The 17,446-nt window shown below is 62.1% G+C and carries 15 protein-coding genes; 7 read left to right on the plus strand and 8 right to left on the minus strand.

Going from position 1 to position 17,446, the window contains the following annotated elements:
* Positions 1–58: 58 nt before the first annotated feature.
* The 3 genes from IE093_RS14500 to IE093_RS14510 are packed head-to-tail and all read right to left on the minus strand — an operon-like array spanning position 59 to position 2,733.
* The gene (locus IE093_RS14500; protein WP_189470403.1) at positions 59–307 is read right to left on the minus strand and encodes a YfhL family 4Fe-4S dicluster ferredoxin; all 249 of its coding nucleotides are present in this window, start codon (positions 305–307) and stop codon (positions 59–61) included.
* A 47-nt stretch (positions 308–354) separates the two neighbouring features.
* Positions 355–834, minus strand: coding sequence for a pantetheine-phosphate adenylyltransferase (gene coaD, locus IE093_RS14505; protein WP_189470405.1), 480 nt, complete (start codon positions 832–834; stop codon positions 355–357).
* Positions 835–852: 18 nt separating this feature from the next.
* Positions 853–2,733 carry a beta-ketoacyl synthase gene (locus IE093_RS14510; protein ID WP_189470469.1) on the minus strand — a complete coding sequence of 627 codons (1,881 nt, stop codon included), beginning with the start codon at positions 2,731–2,733 and terminating at the stop codon, positions 853–855.
* 345 nt (positions 2,734–3,078) lie between these two features.
* Between IE093_RS14510 and trmB the strand changes: the two genes are divergently transcribed.
* The 3 genes from trmB to dacB all read left to right on the plus strand — a co-directional run bounded on the left by trmB (position 3,079) and on the right by dacB (position 5,626).
* A complete protein-coding gene (trmB, locus tag IE093_RS14515) occupies positions 3,079–3,765 on the plus strand; it encodes a tRNA (guanine(46)-N(7))-methyltransferase TrmB (RefSeq protein ID WP_189470471.1) in 687 nt (228 codons plus the stop codon).
* 15 nt (positions 3,766–3,780) lie between these two features.
* Positions 3,781–4,113, plus strand: a complete 333-nt coding sequence (locus tag IE093_RS14520; protein ID WP_189470472.1) for a DMT family transporter — start codon at positions 3,781–3,783, stop codon at positions 4,111–4,113.
* A gap of 82 nt (positions 4,114–4,195) precedes the next feature.
* Positions 4,196–5,626 (plus strand): D-alanyl-D-alanine carboxypeptidase/D-alanyl-D-alanine endopeptidase, encoded by a 1,431-nt coding sequence (gene dacB / locus IE093_RS14525; RefSeq protein WP_189470406.1) that lies wholly within the window; start codon positions 4,196–4,198, stop codon positions 5,624–5,626.
* 2 nt (positions 5,627–5,628) lie between these two features.
* Here dacB and IE093_RS14530 read toward each other — a convergent pair whose 3' ends face one another.
* Positions 5,629–6,603 carry an MDR family oxidoreductase gene (locus IE093_RS14530; protein ID WP_189470407.1) on the minus strand — a complete coding sequence of 325 codons (975 nt, stop codon included), beginning with the start codon at positions 6,601–6,603 and terminating at the stop codon, positions 5,629–5,631.
* 159 nt (positions 6,604–6,762) lie between these two features.
* Here IE093_RS14530 and IE093_RS14535 point away from each other — a divergent pair, with 159 nt between their 5' ends.
* The 3 genes from IE093_RS14535 (at position 6,763) to IE093_RS14545 (ending at position 11,255) form a co-directional block, all read left to right on the plus strand.
* Positions 6,763–7,134 carry a diacylglycerol kinase gene (locus tag IE093_RS14535; RefSeq protein ID WP_189470408.1) on the plus strand — a complete coding sequence of 124 codons (372 nt, stop codon included), beginning with the start codon at positions 6,763–6,765 and terminating at the stop codon, positions 7,132–7,134.
* A gap of 93 nt (positions 7,135–7,227) precedes the next feature.
* Positions 7,228–10,233, plus strand: coding sequence for a bifunctional [glutamate--ammonia ligase]-adenylyl-L-tyrosine phosphorylase/[glutamate--ammonia-ligase] adenylyltransferase (gene glnE / locus IE093_RS14540; RefSeq protein ID WP_189470409.1), 3,006 nt, complete (start codon positions 7,228–7,230; stop codon positions 10,231–10,233).
* 98 nt (positions 10,234–10,331) lie between these two features.
* Positions 10,332–11,255 carry a branched-chain amino acid transaminase gene (locus tag IE093_RS14545; RefSeq protein WP_189470410.1) on the plus strand — a complete coding sequence of 308 codons (924 nt, stop codon included), beginning with the start codon at positions 10,332–10,334 and terminating at the stop codon, positions 11,253–11,255.
* A 73-nt stretch (positions 11,256–11,328) separates the two neighbouring features.
* Here IE093_RS14545 and IE093_RS14550 read toward each other — a convergent pair whose 3' ends face one another.
* From IE093_RS14550 to IE093_RS14565, 4 genes are all read right to left on the minus strand, one after another.
* Positions 11,329–11,991 carry an HAD family hydrolase gene (locus tag IE093_RS14550; protein WP_229803601.1) on the minus strand — a complete coding sequence of 221 codons (663 nt, stop codon included), beginning with the start codon at positions 11,989–11,991 and terminating at the stop codon, positions 11,329–11,331.
* A gap of 79 nt (positions 11,992–12,070) precedes the next feature.
* On the minus strand, positions 12,071–13,576 hold the full coding sequence (locus tag IE093_RS14555; RefSeq protein ID WP_189470413.1) for a tripartite tricarboxylate transporter permease: 1,506 nt from the start codon (positions 13,574–13,576) through the stop codon (positions 12,071–12,073).
* 15 nt (positions 13,577–13,591) lie between these two features.
* A complete protein-coding gene (locus IE093_RS14560) occupies positions 13,592–14,065 on the minus strand; it encodes a tripartite tricarboxylate transporter TctB family protein (protein WP_189470415.1) in 474 nt (157 codons plus the stop codon).
* A 72-nt stretch (positions 14,066–14,137) separates the two neighbouring features.
* Positions 14,138–15,139 carry a tripartite tricarboxylate transporter substrate binding protein gene (locus IE093_RS14565; protein ID WP_189470417.1) on the minus strand — a complete coding sequence of 334 codons (1,002 nt, stop codon included), beginning with the start codon at positions 15,137–15,139 and terminating at the stop codon, positions 14,138–14,140.
* 401 nt (positions 15,140–15,540) lie between these two features.
* On the opposite strand from IE093_RS14565, the gene IE093_RS14570 reads away from it, so the two are divergent.
* Positions 15,541–17,439 carry a bifunctional sugar phosphate isomerase/epimerase/4-hydroxyphenylpyruvate dioxygenase family protein gene (locus tag IE093_RS14570; RefSeq protein ID WP_229803603.1) on the plus strand — a complete coding sequence of 633 codons (1,899 nt, stop codon included), beginning with the start codon at positions 15,541–15,543 and terminating at the stop codon, positions 17,437–17,439.
* Positions 17,440–17,446 lie beyond the last annotated feature (7 nt).

The following is a 17,446-nucleotide window of genomic DNA, read 5'->3' on the forward strand; positions in this document are numbered from 1 at the left end:
GAACGCGAAACGCCCCGCGTCCGGCGGGGCGTTCAGTGGGTACCGGGTTCGGCGTGGCTCAGGCGGCGGTGATGATGCGGTATTTTTCCATCAGCTCGTCGTGGGTCTCGCGGTGGCCGGGGTCGAGCGGGATGCAGTCCACCGGACAGACCTGCTGGCACTGGGGCTCGTCGTAGTGACCGACGCACTCGGTGCACAGGTTGGGATCGATGACATAGATCTCTTCCCCGGGTGAAATGGCACCGTTGGGGCATTCGGGTTCGCAGACGTCGCAGTTGATGCACTCGTCGGTGATCATCAGGGCCATAAGGCTACCTCAATGCTTCCTGAGCCTCTAATACTTTAGCGTAGCACTCAGGTATTGTAATGCCTGTCGAGCGCTTCGACGACCTTGGGATGCACGTGCTGTGAGACGTCACCCCCCAGGCGGGCGATCTCGCGCACGATGGTGGAAGAAATATAGGAGTTCTCGAGCGCAGGGGTCAGGAATACGCTCTCGACATGCGGCGCCTGGGCACGGTTCATGTTGGCGAGCTGCAATTCGTACTCGAAGTCGGAAACCGCGCGCAAGCCACGCAGGATGATGCGTGCTCCCTGCTGTTCCAGCAGTTCGATGAGCAGACACGAGAACCCGGTGACTTCGACATTATCCAGAGGGGCTACGACCTCGCGCGCCAGCGCCACCCGCGTGTCGAGATCCAGTGCCGGCTGCTTGCCGGGGCTGGCGGCGATCGCCACCACGACCTTGTCGAACATCCGCGTGGCGCGCTCGATCAGGTCATAGTGGCCGTTGGTGATGGGGTCGAAGGTGCCGGGATAGACCACGATATTCATGGAGCTTCCTGTGTATCGTCACTCTTTGACGGAACCGAAGGGGTTGTCGACGGACAGCGATACTGGTTGAGCATAGCCGGGGATTTGGATGCGCTCGGCGCTGACCTCGAGTTCGGGCCCTTCCAGCACGCCTTCGCCGAAGCGATAGAGTGCCTGGAAATGCCCTTCGTCGGCCCGGCGTTCATAGGCTCCAGCGGCATCGAGGATCGCTTCCCGACGGCCCTTCCAGGCATCGATGGCGGCTTGGCCATGGCGCTTGACCAGCAGCCGCTCGGTGACATCCGGCGACAGCACCAAGCCAGTGGCATTGTTGCCACCGAAGCCTTTGGCGTTGATGAAGGCGGCATCGGCGTCGAAGGCCATGGGTGTGCGCGAGAACCGCAGGCGCTCGGCATATACATCCTCGGCAACCGCGTCCAGGGTAGGGATGCCCGGCAACAGGCCATGGGCGAAGCTGCCCAGGGCGCTGGCCAACTGGTCTCCGGCGGCGCTGCCTTGGGAGTGACCGACGAAGGCTTTGACCGCCACTACCGGCCATGACTCGATGCCGTGAGCGCGAGCGATCAGGTCGAAGACATGTGATTCCGTCACCCGGTTCTTGGGCGTGCTGGTGCCATGGGCATGCAGGAAGGTACGTTTCCTGAGCGCCTCGGCGCCAAGCATCTCGCGTGCCAGCGCCGCAGCCTTGCCCAAGGTGATGTAGTTGCCGATACCCGGGGCCGAGATCGAGCGTTTCCAACCATCGGCGTTGGTGAAAACGCCGGGGACGGCGCCGAGGATCTGGGCGCCGGTTTCCAGTGCCAGGGCATCGTCCATCAACAACAGGAACTGGCTGGCCTCGGCGATGGTGAAGCCACAGTTTCGAGCAAAGGGGCGACACGCACGCTGATAGTCGGCATCGGTCAACAGTGCGAGGGCATCCAGCGCCTTGAGGCTCTCGTCATCGGCCAACGCGCCCATGGCCCGGAAGCCTTCGATGATCTCTGGAGTGATCGGCGCATCCGAGGTGCCCACCATGACCACGCGGCGGCGACCGCTGGCGATGTCTTCGATGCCCAGGCGCAGGTTATAGAGAAAGGTTGCGCAAGCGCCTTGGATGGCACCGGTGGCGCCAACACTGCCAAGCACATAGGCGTTGAGGAAGTCGGCCGGCATCTGGCTGTAGCCTAACGGCATCTGCTTGGAAGTGGCGCGCTGCCCCGAAACGAAGCTCTTGAGCAGGCCACCCCACCCCTCGTCGTCGAGCTGACCGATGGAGTTGCCCGCGTAGACGGCGATGGCGTCCGGGTCGAGACGGTCGCGCAGGGTCTCCCACTCCAGGCCGCTCTGGCCCAGGCAGTCGGAGGCACCGAAGATCGCCATCGACAACCCGCGTGGATGATGCACGCTGCGATAGAAGCGGCTGGGCTCGAAACCACTGGGTAGCTGACCGGCGGCACGCACCAAAGCGGGACGGCGTTCGGGCAACATGACCTCGAACGGGCCCGCGGGTACGGTCACTTCCAGCGTATGTCGGTCGAGTTCGCGGACCTGCCAGGTCTCGGGCAAGTCGTCGGGCAACTGGCGGCGCCGCACTTGAAAGGTGTGCGGTGAATCGAACGACAATAGCGCCTGACGGTTGGCGGGGATGCCGTCGGCATTGAAGCGCGGATCCTCGATACGACGGATCAGGGAGTGGTCGAGGACTTGCTGGCGATAACGGGTAGCGAGCTCCGCAGCGTCGAGAACCTCCCCGTTGGCGTCGCGCCATTGGCCATCGTCATGATGGATAACCAGGCGCATCATCGCCGCCAGCCCGATCAGGGTACGGGTCTGGTCGTCCTTGTGCAGGGCATCGAGTACCGTACGACGATACGCCTGATGGCCCGAGGTTCTGCCGGCGGCATTGACTCCGCCCATGCCGACAATCACCGGTAACTGTGACAAGCCGCGTTCCTCGTTGTGCTGTTGACGAGTCATATTGTCGATTGGGTGACGCGATGATAGCACCGGCGTCGCCATGGCGTCATGCGGGCCGGCTAAACGATAGCCGCCGAAATAGGGAAACTTAGTGTAAAACGAGTGTTTGATACCGGCGAATGACAGCGGTATCATGAAGCGGCTGTTTGAGTCATATGAGTTGTTGTTGGCGCATCTCTTAAGGGGATGCGCCGTTTTTTCACTCCCTTTATTATTCTGCTGGACTTTACGGGGCCTGGTAACATGACAGCGTCACAAGCCCATTTTTGCCCGTTATTGACGCTCATGCATGTCGCTTCCCGTCCTATAACCACCAACCAGACTGGCCCCCACGAGCACTTGGCTCAGCGTGTCAGCCGTGCACTGCGGTATCCGTTGCGCAAGCCGGTGGCCGAGCATACCCACGAGGCCTTCGAGCTCGCCGGGGATTGGCTCGGCAAGCGCCGCCTGCCCTTGATCCTGGATGCCGGTTGCGGGGTGGGTCTATCGACCCGCGCCCTGGCCCGGCAATATCCCGGTCATGCGGTGATCGGGGTCGATCGCAGTGCCGATCGGTTGTCTCGCGAGCATGGCAACTTGCCCGACAATGCCCTGCTGGTACGTGCCGATCTGGTAGACTTCTGGCGCCTGGCGCTGGCAGCCGGCTGGCGGCCCGAGCGACACTTCCTGCTCTATCCCAACCCTTATCCAAAGGCGGCGCATCTCAAGATGCGCTGGCATGGTCACCCGGTCTTCCCGGTCATCCTTGCGCTGGGTGGCAGGCTTGAGTTGCGCTCCAACTGGCGGCTGTACGTCGAAGAGTTCTGTCTGGCGCTGAGCCAGGCCACGGGTATCGAGACGGTGGTTGAACGCTATGTCCCCGAGGACGAGTACCTGACGCCATTCGAGCGCAAGTACCATCTCAGCGGCCAAACGCTCTGGCGTTGTCGGGCCATCTTGCCTTACGCTCCCGGTTTGCCGCCCGCCCTTTGACGGTCGAAGGATCCGATCATGGTTTATATCTACCTGGGACTGGCGATTGTCGCCGAGGTCATCGCCACCAGCGCTCTCAAGGCGTCCAACGAGTTCACCCGCCTATGGCCCAGCGTGCTGGTGGTGGTGGGGTATGCCATTGCGTTCTATATGCTGACGCTAGCCCTGCGCACGCTGCCGGTGGGTATCGCCTATGCCTTCTGGGCAGGGCTCGGTATCGTGCTGATCACCCTGATCGGCATTCTGATCTATGGCGAGACGCCGGATTTGCCCGCCGTTCTGGGGCTGGCGATGATAATCGGCGGCGTGGTGGTCATTCAGGTGTTTTCCAAGGTTTCCGCTCACTAAGCCCTTGTCTGGCTTTTCAGACACGATGGGCCTGGTGCGGCGTATTTTTGTCTTCAATACGACGATAATCGTGGGATTTTGCATGTTGCGTCTAGTGTTGCCCTTTTTGCTCTGCCTGTTGCCACTTACCGCGTTGGGTGCGGGCTTTTCCCATCTTTCCCGGCTTGCCGAAGAGGGCTTCGCGATCGGCGCCCAGGCACGCCTGCTGGATGACGGCGAGGTGCTGGGAGAGATCGGCGCGGAGCGCCAGTTGTCACCGGCGTCGGTGTCCAAGCTGTATGTGTCGGCAGCGGCACTGCAGCGCTGGGGGCCGCAGCATACCTTCACCACGCGGCTGGTCTCGATTGGCGATATCGATGCTGATGGCATCCTGCAGGGCGACCTGGTGATGGAAGGGGGCGGCGACCCGGCATTGGTGTCGGAAGATCTGTGGCGGCTGGTTCAGGAACTGCGCCAGCGTGGTGTGCGGGGGATCAATGGCCAGTTGGTGGTCAGCCAATGGCGCTTCGGTCCGGTGGAGTGCATTACCAAGGATCGCTGTCAGTCACGGGACCGGTCGGCGAATACCTATAGCGCATTGCTGTCCTCGGCGGGGGTCAACTTCGGGAGCTGGTGCATGAAGGTGGCACCTGGCCCCCAGCCGGGCTCCCCGGCGCGGCTGTCGAGCTGCGATACCGTGGAGCCTACCACCGACGTCGACAATCAGGTCTCCACCGTGGCCGCCGACAAGACCACCGAACTCGATGCCGAACGGGTCACTGGAAACAATGGCGATACCATGGTAATTCGCGGCCGGATCGCCGTGGACGACCTGCCGCGCTCGGTCTACCGCTCGAGCTCCGACCCAGCGGTCCAGAGTGCCCAGACCTTGCTGGCACTGCTCGAACAGGCGGGAATCACCGTCGATGGCGGCTATGCCACCAGTGCTACCGCACCACCCCCCAATGCCCGCCAACTGGCCGCGGTGGATGGCAAGCCACTGCAAGAACTGCTGCTGCGTACGCTCAATTATTCCAACAACTTCATGGCCGATATCTTGAGCCTCAACCTGGTGGAGACGCCGCGCGCCTCCCTGGCCGACGCCGGTGCAGCACTGGAGCGGTTCGCCCAGGAGTTGCCGGGCCACGGCCCTTTGCGTCTGCTCAGCGGTAGTGGCCTGACCACCGAGAACCGCACCTCCGCACTAGGCGTCAATGCCCTGCTGGAATACATGTATCGTCGACCGTCACTGTTTCCCAGCTTCGTCGCTGGCCTCCAGTCACCGGTCAATGGAGTGATGCGCTTCATCCGCCGTGGTGGCGACATCTTCCAGGATCATGTGATGCTCAAGACCGGGACACTCAACCAACCGATTTCGGTACGCTCCGTCGGTGGTTACTTTCGCACCCAAAGCGGCCGTTGGGGGGTGTTCACGGTGTTGGTCAACGGTACTGCCAATACTCCCTACCTGAGCTGGTCGCAAGTGCTGGATCCGCTGGCCTCGGATCTCGAGGAGATGATCCTCTCTCGTTGAGGTCAACGCTTGGGGTTGATCAGCACTCGGCCATGTACCTTGCCGGCGAGCATCGCCTCGGCTCGTTCCTCGATCCTGTCGAGGCCGATTTCATCGACAGCCATGCGCTCGAACAGGCCATTGGGCAGGGCGGAGAGGCGATGCCAGGCGGCCCGGCGATGCTCGAAGGGAATCATCACGCTATCGGTGCCAAGCAGCGAGACGCCACGCAGGATGAAGGGCATCACTGTGGTCGGCAGGTCGGTGCCGCCAGCGAGTCCCACCGCGGCGACGAGGCCGTGATATTCCATTCGTGCCAGGACATTGGCCAGGGTAAGCCCGCCCACGCTGTCGATGGCACCGATCCAGCGGCCCTTCTCTAGCGGGCGAGGCTGGCCTTCGAACTCGCTGCGGTCGAGGACTTGCCGAGCGCCCAGACGCTCGAGCCAGTCGTGCTGCTCGATCTTGCCGGTCACCGCGTGCACCTCGTAACCCAAGTGATGCAGGATCGATACCGCCCAACTGCCCACGCCGCCAGTGGCGCCGGTCACCAGCACCGCGGATCCGGCGGGCAAGCCGGCTGCTTCCAGGCGCAGCACACAAAGCATGGCGGTCAGGCCGGCAGTGCCCAGCAGCATGGCCTTGCGCATCGATAGTGGCTGGGGACAGGGCACCAGCCATTCCGCATCGACGTTCATGGTCTCGGCGTAACCGCCCCAGTAGCGCTCACCGACGCCCCAACCGGTCAGGATGACTCTGTCGCCGGGAGCGTACTGCTCATGATGCGATTCCCGCACGGTACCGGCGAAGTCGATGCCCGGCACGAAGGGATAGTCACGCACGATCTTGCCCTTACCGGTGACGGCCAGCGCATCCTTGTAGTTGAGATCGGAATAGTCGATGTCGACACTCACCGCTCGGTGCGGAAGGTCGGTGGAGGCAAGATCGATGACGCGGCAGCGTGGCGCTTCCTCGTGGAGCATGAGAGCACGGGGCATGGCGAACTCCTCAAAGCAGAACATCCTGATACCCTAGCCCTGCCACTGCAGTACCGCCAACGCGACGATGCGCTAACATGCCAGCCGTTCAACACTTTTTGCTAACATCCCGCTACACGTCACCGCCTGGCAAAGCCGGCAACCGATAAGGGCTATGCGATGAAACCTGGTCATACCGGATGGCGTCATCTGGTGTATGCGGCACATTACTCATTCAAGGGCCTGCGAGCGGCCTACCGCAACGAGTCGGCGTTTCGTCAGGAAGTCGGCGTTTTCCTGCTACTGTTGCCCATCGCCATCTGGCTTGGCCGGAGCCCGGTGGAATGGATCCTGCTGATCGGGAGCTGCCTGCTGGTGCTGATCGTCGAACTACTCAACAGTGCCATCGAGAACGTAGTCGACCGAATCGGTTCCGAGCATCATGAGCTCTCTGGGCGTGCCAAGGACATCGGCTCGGCGGCGGTAATGCTGGCCTTGTTGATTCCCGGGATCACCTGGGGGTTGCTGGCCTGGCAGCGTTTCTTCATGTAGCAGCGTTCCCAAGGGTGCCGAATAGGGCGCCACTTCGCTATGCTGGGGCCATGAGTGTTGTTTTTCTTTGCCCTCAAGCCACGTGAGATGCCCATGGCGCTACCCGATGATTATCTACCGCTGACCGACATCCCCGAGCCGCTCCGCTCGGCGCTTGGCAAGACCCGGCAGCGCCTGGACGAGTCACTCGAGCGGGCTGACTCCGTGGCGTCGATGCAGGACCTCGACCCGCCCAGCGAAAGCTGGCTGGCGCTGGCGCCGACACGTCGCGAGGAACTCGCTCGAGTATTGGTGATTTCCGACTTCGCCGCCGAGACGCTGGTGCGCTATCCCGACTGGTTACCGAGCCTGGATGCCAACGGGGAGTTGGACGAGGCGCCGGATGCCGAGACGCTGGACCAATGGCTTGCCGAGGCGCTGGAAGATATCGAGGACGAGGCCGGCATGCAGGCGGTGATCCGTCGTTTCCGTCGTGCGCGGATGCTGGGCATTGTGTGGCGCGACCTGGCTCGTCCCGAGGGAAGTGGCATGTGGTCGACCGCCGCCAGTGGGTCGTGCCTGGCCGAGACCTGCCTGGAGGGTGCGTTGGCCTGGCTCGAGGAGTTTTTCGCGCCGCGCTGGGGGCGCCCGGCACCGCGTGCGGATGGCGGCTCGCAGCGCCTGGTGGTGTTGGGCATGGGTAAGCTGGGGGCCGGTGAGCTCAACTTGTCATCGGATATCGATCTGATCTTCGCCTTTCCCGAGAAGGGCGTGACCCGCGGCGGCAAGCGCGAGTTCGACCACCAGGAGTACTTCACCAAGCTGGGCCAGAAACTGATCGGTGCGCTGGATGCGGTGACCGCCGATGGCTTTGCCTTCCGCGTCGACATGCGCCTGCGCCCGCTGGGCGATGGCGGCCCGCTAGTGGGCAGCTTCGCCATGCTGTCGAGTTACTATCAAGACCAGGGCCGTGAATGGGAACGCTACGCCATGCTCAAGGCCAGGCCGGTGGCCGGCGACTGCGAGGCCGGCGCCGAATTGCTGGCGAGCCTGCGTCCCTTCGTGTATCGCAAGTATCTGGACTTCGGCGCCATCGAGTCGTTGCGCGAGATGAAGGCGCTGATCAACCGCGAGGTCAAGCGCAAGGGCATGAGCGACAATATCAAGCTCGGGCGCGGCGGTATCCGCGAGGTGGAGTTCGTGGTCCAGGCCTTCCAGTTGATTCGTGGTGGGCGCGACACCGAACTGCAGGTCACGTCGCTGAAGACCGCGCTCGAGTGCTTGCCGATGCTCGACCTGCTACCCCAGGAAGTGGTCGACGAACTGTTGCCGGCTTATGTATTCCTGCGTGACCTGGAACATGCCCTGCAGGCGCTGGAGGATCGCCAGACCCAGGCACTGCCCGTGGATTCCCTCGACCGTGAGCGGGTGGCATTGGCGTTGCGCATGGAAGACTGGCCGGCGGTGATGGCCCGACTGGACGAGGTGCGCGAGCAGGTACGCGGCCACTTCGACGCGGTGATCGCCGACCCGGAAGAGGAACTCGAGACCTCACCCGGCCGGGAGCCGGGGGATATCGGTGAGGGGGTATCTCTCGATGAATGGCGAGCGCTATGGCGAGGAGAGCTGGGGCGTGGTGAAAACGGTGACGAAGCCTATGACATGCTGGAGAGCGCCGGCTTCGCCCAGCCCGATGTGGCGGCCAGACGGCTGAACGATCTGCGCCATTCGCGCCAGGTCCAGAGCATGCAGCGCATCGGCTACGAACGCCTGGATGCCCTGATGCCGATGCTGCTGGCCGCCATCGCCGACAGTGAGCATCCGGATCGGGTGCTAGAACGGGTTCTGCCGCTGATCGAAGCCGTGCTGCGGCGCACCGCTTACCTGGCACTGCTGCGCGAAAATCCCGATGCTCTCGAGCACCTGATGCGGTTGTGCGGTGCCAGTCCCTGGATCGCAGAGCAGCTTGCCCGCTATCCGATTCTGCTCGATGAGTTGTTGACTCCGACCACCCTGTACACGCCTGCCGACAAGGACCGCCTGGCCGACGAACTGCGCCAGGAGCTATCGCGCATCCCCGAAGACGACGAGGAATCCCAGCTCGAGACCTTGCGTGTCTTCAAGCATGCCCAAGTGCTGCATGTAGCGGCCTCGGACATCGCCGGGGCGCGTCCCTTGATGAAGGTCAGCGATTACTTGACCTTCATCGCCGAAGTCGTGCTTGAACAGGTGCTGGCCATGGCCTGGAAACACTTGGTGCGTAAGCATGGCTATCCTCAGCGCCGCAATGGCGAAGCGGAAGAAACCCATTTCATTATCGTGGGTTATGGCAAGCTGGGTGGCATCGAGTTGGGCTACGGGTCGGATCTGGATCTGGTCTTCATCCATGACGCCGACTCCCAGGGTAGTACCGATGGAGAGCGCCCCATCGACAATGCGGTGTTCTTCACTCGCTTGGGACAGCGCATCATCCATCTATTGACCGCGGTGACACCCGCCGGAGCGCTTTACGAGGTCGACATGCGCCTGCGTCCTTCGGGTAACGCAGGGCTTCTGGTCACGACTCTGGACGCCTTCGCCGACTATCAGCGGCATCAGGCCTGGACCTGGGAACACCAGGCCCTGGTCCGGGCTCGGGTGGTGGCCGGCGATCGCGCCCTGGCCGAGCGTTTCGAGGCGGTGCGTCGCGAGATTCTGGGGAGTCGACGCGATCCGGCGACGCTACGCGAAGAAGTGGTCAAGATGCGCCAAAAGATGCGCGATCACTTGGGTAGTAGCCCCGAGGACCAGCAGGGGGGGCGTTTCGATATCAAGCAGGATGCCGGTGGTATGGTCGATATCGAATTCCTGTGCCAGTATGCAGTGCTCTCCATGGGCCACGAGACTCCCGATCTATTGGCGTGGAGCGACAATATTCGTATTCTGGAGACTTTGGAGTCCAGCGGGCGATTGCCCGCCGAGGATTGTCATCGTTTGCGCGAGGCGTATCTGGCCTACCGCAATGCCTCCCACCGTGCGGCATTGACCAAACAGGAGGCCCGCGGTGAAGGGGATACCTTCGACGAGCATCGTCGTCATGTCAGCGAACCCTGGACACGGCTACTGGAATCTCCGACTTGAGCGGTACGACCGGGGAGCGGCGTCGATAGCCTGACTGGCGACTGTCACGTTACGCATGACCGTTAAGTGTAAAGTTAAAGTAAAGAAGGAAGACCCTTATGTCGATGGCTGACCGCGACGGCCTCATCTGGTTCGACGGTGAACTGCTTCCCTGGCGAGATGCCAAGGTCCATGTCCTGACCCATACCCTGCACTATGGCATGGGCTGTTTCGAGGGAGTGCGTGCTTACGCCACCGAACAAGGGACAGCGATCTTCCGCCTCAAGGAACACACCAACCGCCTGTTCGATTCGGCCAAGATCCTGGGCATGCCGATGCCGTTCACCAAGACCCAGATCAATGACGCTTGTCGAGCTGCCGTGCGCGAGAATGACCTGGAAGAGGCCTACCTGCGCCCCATGGTGTTCTTCGGCAGCGAAGGCATGGGCCTGCGAGCCGACAACCTCAAGACCCACGTGATCGTTGCCGCTTGGGAATGGCCGTCGTACATGTCTCCGGAAGCCCGTGAACTCGGCATCAAGGTGCAAACCTCATCGTTCACGCGTCATCACGTCAACATCGCCGTGACCCGCGCCAAGGCCAACGGCCAGTACATCAACTCGATGATGGCCCTGGCCGAAGCCCAGCGCGGCGGCTACGACGAGGCGTTGCTGCTCGACCCACAGGGCTATGCCGCGGAAGGCTCGGGCGAAAACCTGTTCGTAATCAAGGACGGCGTCATCTATACACCGATGCTGACCTCCTGCCTCAACGGCATCACCCGCAACACCGTATTGCACATGGCCGAGCACCTGGGGCTGCCTCTGCAAGAGAAGCTGATCACCCGCGACGAGATCTATATCGCCGACGAGGCCTTCTTCACCGGTACCGCCGCCGAAGTATTGCCGATCCGCGAACTCGATGGTCGCACTATCGGCGAGGGGCGTCGTGGCCCGATCACCGAGAAGGTCCAGTCGCTGTACTTCGATCTGGTGCGTGGCAAGCAGGTGTTGAATGCCGAATGGCTGACGCCGGTGGCGTAATTCAGTAGGGTCAGTATGGTGAAGCAAGACGCCCAGTCGATATTATCGGCGGGGCGTCTTTGTTTCCGATGGATTACAGCCGGGCCAGCGCCGCTTCCAAGCCGCTCAGATCGATGGCGGTCACCACGTCATCGGGAAAGGGTGAGACCGTCGGGTCGGCGGTGATGCCGACGAAACGGGTGCCGTTGGAACTGGCGGCGCGATAGTCGTTGTAGGAGTCGCCGATCATCACCGTCCGCCGGGCGTCATGGGCATGGCGGACCAGCAGGTTGCGCAGCCCGGTGGCCTTATCGGGCGGTGCACCGATCACCTCGTCGAAGAAGTCAGCCAGTCCTCGACGGTCGACGATCTCGCGCAACTCCTGCTGCGGCGTGGCGGAGAGCAGGTAGAGCGGCAGCCGCTCGTGCCAGCGATCGAGGAACTCCAGCGCGCCGGGAATCGCCGGAGCATCAAGGATACGCGCCTCCATGGTTTCCTTGAAGCGTTGGCATAACTCCTTGATACGTGCTTCGCTCGCTTCGCGGCCCAGGATGTGCGACTCGATATGGCGGAACTTGACCTCGCGGGGCTGTCCGCCACGCCGGTTGAGGTAGGCGCGCACGGCCTGGCGATCGGCTTCCGGCTCGTCGTCGTAGAGCGCGGCGAAGGCTTGGCGTTTCAAACTCGCGGAATCGAGGATGACGCCATCGAAATCGAAGACCAGCACACTCTGCGGGTCGGCGAAGAAGTCACTCACGGCACTCTCTCCCCAGCAAGACGCCACAACGCACGCCGACGCGGCCCTGTGGGGCCGCGTCATGCATGGCTTCCGCGTATCACTGACTGCGCTGGAATTGCCCGACCACCCATCCCTTGACCGGGGTATTGCCCAGCAATACCAGCACGATCACGCTGGTCAGTATCAGTGACAGCGGGTTGGTCACCAGGGCCAGCAGGAAGGCGCTGACGCTGTCACCCACCGAGGACATCGCCTGGCGATAGGTCTCGTCCAGCAGCGGACCGAGGATTACGCCGAGGATAATGGGGCCCATCTGGAAGCCGAAGATCTTCAGGAAGTAGCCCAGGATACCGAAGCCCAGCATCCAGTAAACCTCGGTCATGTTGCTGTTGAGGGAATAGGTCCCCACCACACACAGCACCAGAATCAAGGGAATCAGCAGTGCCTTGGGCAGTTCCACCACCTTGGTGAAGATCTTGATGCCGGTGAGGCCGAAGATCAGCAGGAAGATGTTGGCAAGCACCAGGTTGCCGACGGTGAACCAGAAAATGTGCGGTGTCTCGATCATCAGCATCGGGCCGGGGTTGAGGCCATGGATGACCAGGGCACCGATGATGATCGCCGTTACCGCATCGCCGGGCATGCCCAGCGTCAGCATCGGTACGTAGGCGCCGCCGACTGCGGCATTATTGGCGGTTTCGGGGGCTACCAGGCCTTCGTAGGCCCCTTGGCCGAAGGGCTTCGACGGGTTCTTGACGGTGCGCTTGGCATGGTCATAGGCAAACAGCGAGGCGATATCGCCACCGGTGCCCGGCAGCGCGCCGACGATCACCCCGATGACCCCGGTACGAAGGGATAGCGGTAGATATTTCAGCACCATGCTGAAGGCGGGAATGATCTTGTCGACCTTCTGACGGACCGGCTCCTTGCTCAGGAAGTGCAGCTGGTAGAAGGCCTCGGCGACACCGAACAGGCCGATCATCACCACCACGTAGTGGATGCCTCCCATCAGGTCGATACTGCCCATGGTGAAACGGCCTTGGGCAGTGACCGGGTCCATGCCCACCAAGCCGATGATGCCGCCCAGTGCCACAGAAAAGATGCCGCGTGCCAGCGACTTACCGGACAGGGTGCTGACTAGCAACAGACCCATGACGGCGATAAGGAAGTAATCGCGCGGGGCGAACTGCAAGGCCAGATCGGAAAGGACCGGCGCGGTGCTGGCCAGGATCAGGGTGCCGAACAGGCCACCGATCACCGACATCACCGTGCTCAGACCGATGGCGCGCCCGGCTTCGCCCTGTTGAGCCAGCGGGTAGCCGTCGAAGGCGGTGACCACCGCCGAGGGGGCACCGGGAATATTGAGCAGGATGGCAGTGCGCGAGCCGCCGTAGACGCCGCCGCAGTAGATGCCCACGATCAGCGCCAGGGCGTGGTTGACGTCCCACGAGAAGGTGAAGGAAATCAGGATGGAGGCTGCCATGGTCACCGAAAGACCGGGGATGGCGCCAACATAGATACCTGCCAGGGTGCCGATGGCGGTCAGTGCCAGCAGTTGCGGGTCCAGCCAGGCCATCAGCAGGTAGGAAATAGTATCGCTCATCTGGGGCCTCGGGAATCAGGGGAGATAGACGCGGAAGACCAGGGTGAACAGCACGTAGATCACCGCGATTGCCACTGCCGAGATGATCAGTGAACTGACGATCTTGCCTTGGCGCAGATAGATGAATGTCAGCGCCAGGAACGCGAAGGTGCTGACGAAGAAGCTGAACGGCTGGATTGCGGCAAGATAGGCGACCGCCAGCGCGCAGAAGACCAGCACGTTGATCGGGAAGTGCTGGCGCAGAAAGCTGGTGAGTTCGTCCAGCGGGCCCCGGGTATTGGGTTTTTCCTTGCGACGATGGTTAACCAAAACCGCGATGGACGAGGCGATCATGATCAACGACAGGCCAATGGGAAAGGCACCGGCCGAGTTGATCGAGGAAAAACCGGTAATCTGATAGGCCTGATAGAAAACAGCGCCACTGAAAAGCAGCAGCAGCCAGTCGAAGGCGCGTTCGCCGGCCTGCAGTCTTTCGGGTTTCTTGCTCATGGTGGTGCTCCAGCGGGGAAGGCGGATCAGAGCCCGCCTCCCCCTCATGCCCTCAGGGCTTGGATGATGCCGTTACGGACGCGGAATGCCGAGTTTCTCGGGAGAGGTTTCGACGGCGCCGGCTTCATACATGGACCAGGCGGTCACCGACTGCCAGTTATCCAGGTACTGCTGCGCTTCGTCCCCGTTGAGGTTCAGCGGCTCGGCGCCGAAGTTGCGCAGGAAGTCCTGGAACTCTTCGTTGTTCACGGCCTGCTCATAGGCGCCTTCGAGGGTCGCCTTGATGTCGTCCGGCGTGTCCTCATGCGCGAAGACACCCCAGAATGGGCCCCAGGGCAGGAAGGATCCGATATCCGGCAGTGCGTCGGTGATCGGCGGCACGCCGGGCAGCGATTCGAGTTCGTTCTGGGTCAGCACCGCCAACCCCTTGAGCTGGCCACCGAGGATCTGCTCCTTGGCGGCGGCCAGGCTGAGTGGCATGAAGTCGATGTGACCACCGAGCAAGGCGGTGATGCCGGGGCCGTCGCCACCGAAGGTCACGGTGCGTACGTCCAACTCGTCGACGGCGTTGACCATGGCATGCACGGTACTGGGAAGGCCACCGGCGCCGGTGCCGCCCATGCGCAGGGTACCGGGATTCTCTTTGGCCGCCTCGAGCACGTCCTTGAAGCTGTCATAGGGGCTGTCGGCCGGCGCGGCGATGACCACGAGGCCCTGGCCGATGATATTGACGGTATGCATGTCGTCATAGCTGAAGTCGGCCAGCCCCATCAGTTGGTAGAGCTGCGGGTTCTCGGCGCCATACAGCAGGTTGTAGCCATCTGGACGCTGGCGCATGACATGGTTCATACCGATCACGCCGGTACCGCCGGGGCGGTTAGTCAGCACGACGGTGGTGTCCAGGATTTCTTCGACGTGCGGGGTCAGGCTGCGTGCGACGTTATCGGTGGCACCGCCGGCCCCCCATTGAATGGTGCCTTGGATGTTGCGTTCCGGGTAATCAGCCAGGGTCGGGGTGGCGAATGCCATGGCGGCCGCGGAAATGGCGATGCCCAGCGCTAGCGGTTTGAACATGCTGTAATCCTCCAAGTGCTGCTGTTTATTGTGTGTTGGTCTTGTCCCGGTCGGGCCAGAGCTCACCCGCGATGAGGTTGGGGACTGCCAACCTTTGTGTTCGTATTTCGAACTTACGTGCTACTGGCGAACAAGCTAGGATTCCTGCTGCGGCCTGTCAATGCAGAATTGGCTGACCTAAGACCAAGGTCGAAGACAAAAACACTGCCATGATGTCATATCAGGACATGGAGAGTGTAACGCCAGATTGACGGTAGGGGGGCGATTCATGACTTCTATAGTCGTGGTACGAGAACTGATGAACGAGACTTGCTTCGTCCCCCTTATTTTCGTGCATAATGCGAACTAAAGGGCGCTATGCGAACGTATTGGCGCCACAAAAGCCTGGCCGACGACCGATCATGCCACGGTCGACCAAGGGCACCGCCCCCACCGGCTATCAGGAGGTCTGGATGCGAGCCATTGCCACTGTCTCCCTTAGTGGAGACCTGCGAACCAAGCTCGAAGCCATCGCACGAGCGGGCTTCGATGGCGTGGAAATCTTCGAGAACGACCTGCTGTCGTTCGATGGAGCGCCTGCCGACGTACGCAACCTGTGTGAATCGCTGGGTCTCAAGATCCTGGCCTTCCAGCCGTTCCGAGACTTCGAAGCCATGCCCGAGCCACAGCGCAGTCGCAACATGCAGCGGGCCGAGCGCAAGTTCGACTTGATGGAGCAACTCGGCACCGATTTCCTGCTGGTATGCAGCAACGTCTCGCCACAAGCCAGCGACGATCTCGATCAGGCTGCGGCCGACTTGCGTGAGCTGGCCGAGCGCGCTGCCAAGCGTGGCATTCGCATCGGCTTCGAGGCATTGGCATGGGGTCGGCACATTTCCGACTATCGCGACGCCTGGGAGGTGGTGCGGCGGGCTGACCATCCTTCCCTGGGGGTGGTGCTCGACAGCTTCCATATCCTCTCGCGCGGCCATGACCTTTCCACCATCGGCAAGATCCCAAAGGACAAGATCTTCTTTGTCCAGGTGGCCGACGCACCACTGCTGAACATGGACATCCTGCAATGGAGCCGTCATTTCCGCTGTTTCCCCGGCCAGGGCCGGCTGCCGCTCAAGTATTTCATGGCGGCATTGGCCAAGAGCGGTTACGACGGTCCGCTGTCGCTGGAGATCTTCAGCGATGCCTTCCGGGCCGCTCCCACCGAAGCCACGGCGCTGGATGGTCTGCGTTCGTTGATTCTGCTCGAGAACCTGTTGCCGAATGGGCCCTGGGCCGGCAGCATCCCCCCGGCACCGCGCTACAACGGCATCCATTTCATCGAGTTCTCTCTCGACGAGGACAGTGCCGCGCCGCTCGGTGAGTTCATCGGCGCACTGGGCTTTCGCCATGTGGGGCGCCACCGCTCGAAGAACGTCGAGCTGTGGAAGCAGGGCGACATCCACCTGGTGCTCAACTTCGAAACCGACAGCTTCGCCCATACCTTCCGCCTGTTGCACGGTATCTCGGTATGCGCGGTGGGCTTCCGTGTCGATGATGTCGACAAGGCACTGACGCGAGCCAAGACCTTCAAGGCCCAGCTGTTCCGCGGCCTGGTCGGCGAGGGCGAGATGGAGATCCCGGCCGTGCGCGGTATCGAGGGCAGCCTGATCTATCTGGTCGACGACGAGGCCGCCGAGGATCGCCAGTGGCGCACCGATTTCGAACTGTTCGATCAGGCCAGCCGCGATGAGGCCGGATTGACCCGCGTCGATCACCTTTCTTACGTGCTGCCGGCGACCCAGATGCTGGGCTGGCAACTGTTCTATCACACCGTGTTCGGCTTCGAGGCCGAGGCCGAGCACGAGATCGTCGACCCGCACGGGCTGATGATCAGCCAGGCGGTGACCAGTCCGGATAGCTCGATTCGCCTCCCGCTGACCATCTCCCAGGCGCGTGACACCCTGCCCGGACGCTTCCTCAGCGAATACCAGGGCGGAGTGCAGCAGATCGCCTTCGCCAGCCACGACATTTTCGCCAGCGTGGACGCCCTGCAGGCACGGGGTCTGCCGCTACTCAAGATTCCTGGCAATTACTACGACGATCTGGAGGCGCGCTACGGTCTCGACGAGGAACTGCTGGAGGCCATGCGCTCACGCAACATCCTCTACGATCGCAATGACGAAGGGGAATTCTTCCATGCCTATACCGAGACGTTTTCGGGGCGCTTCTTCTTCGAGATCGTCGAGCGGCGCGGCGGCTATCACCAGTTCGGCGCGGCCAATGCAGGGATTCGGTTGGCGGCCCAAGCCGCTCATTCACGTTGAACAGAGG

The organism is Litchfieldella qijiaojingensis (assembly GCF_014651875.1).
In the GTDB taxonomy this organism is placed as follows: Bacteria; Pseudomonadota; Gammaproteobacteria; order Pseudomonadales; family Halomonadaceae; genus Litchfieldella; species Litchfieldella qijiaojingensis.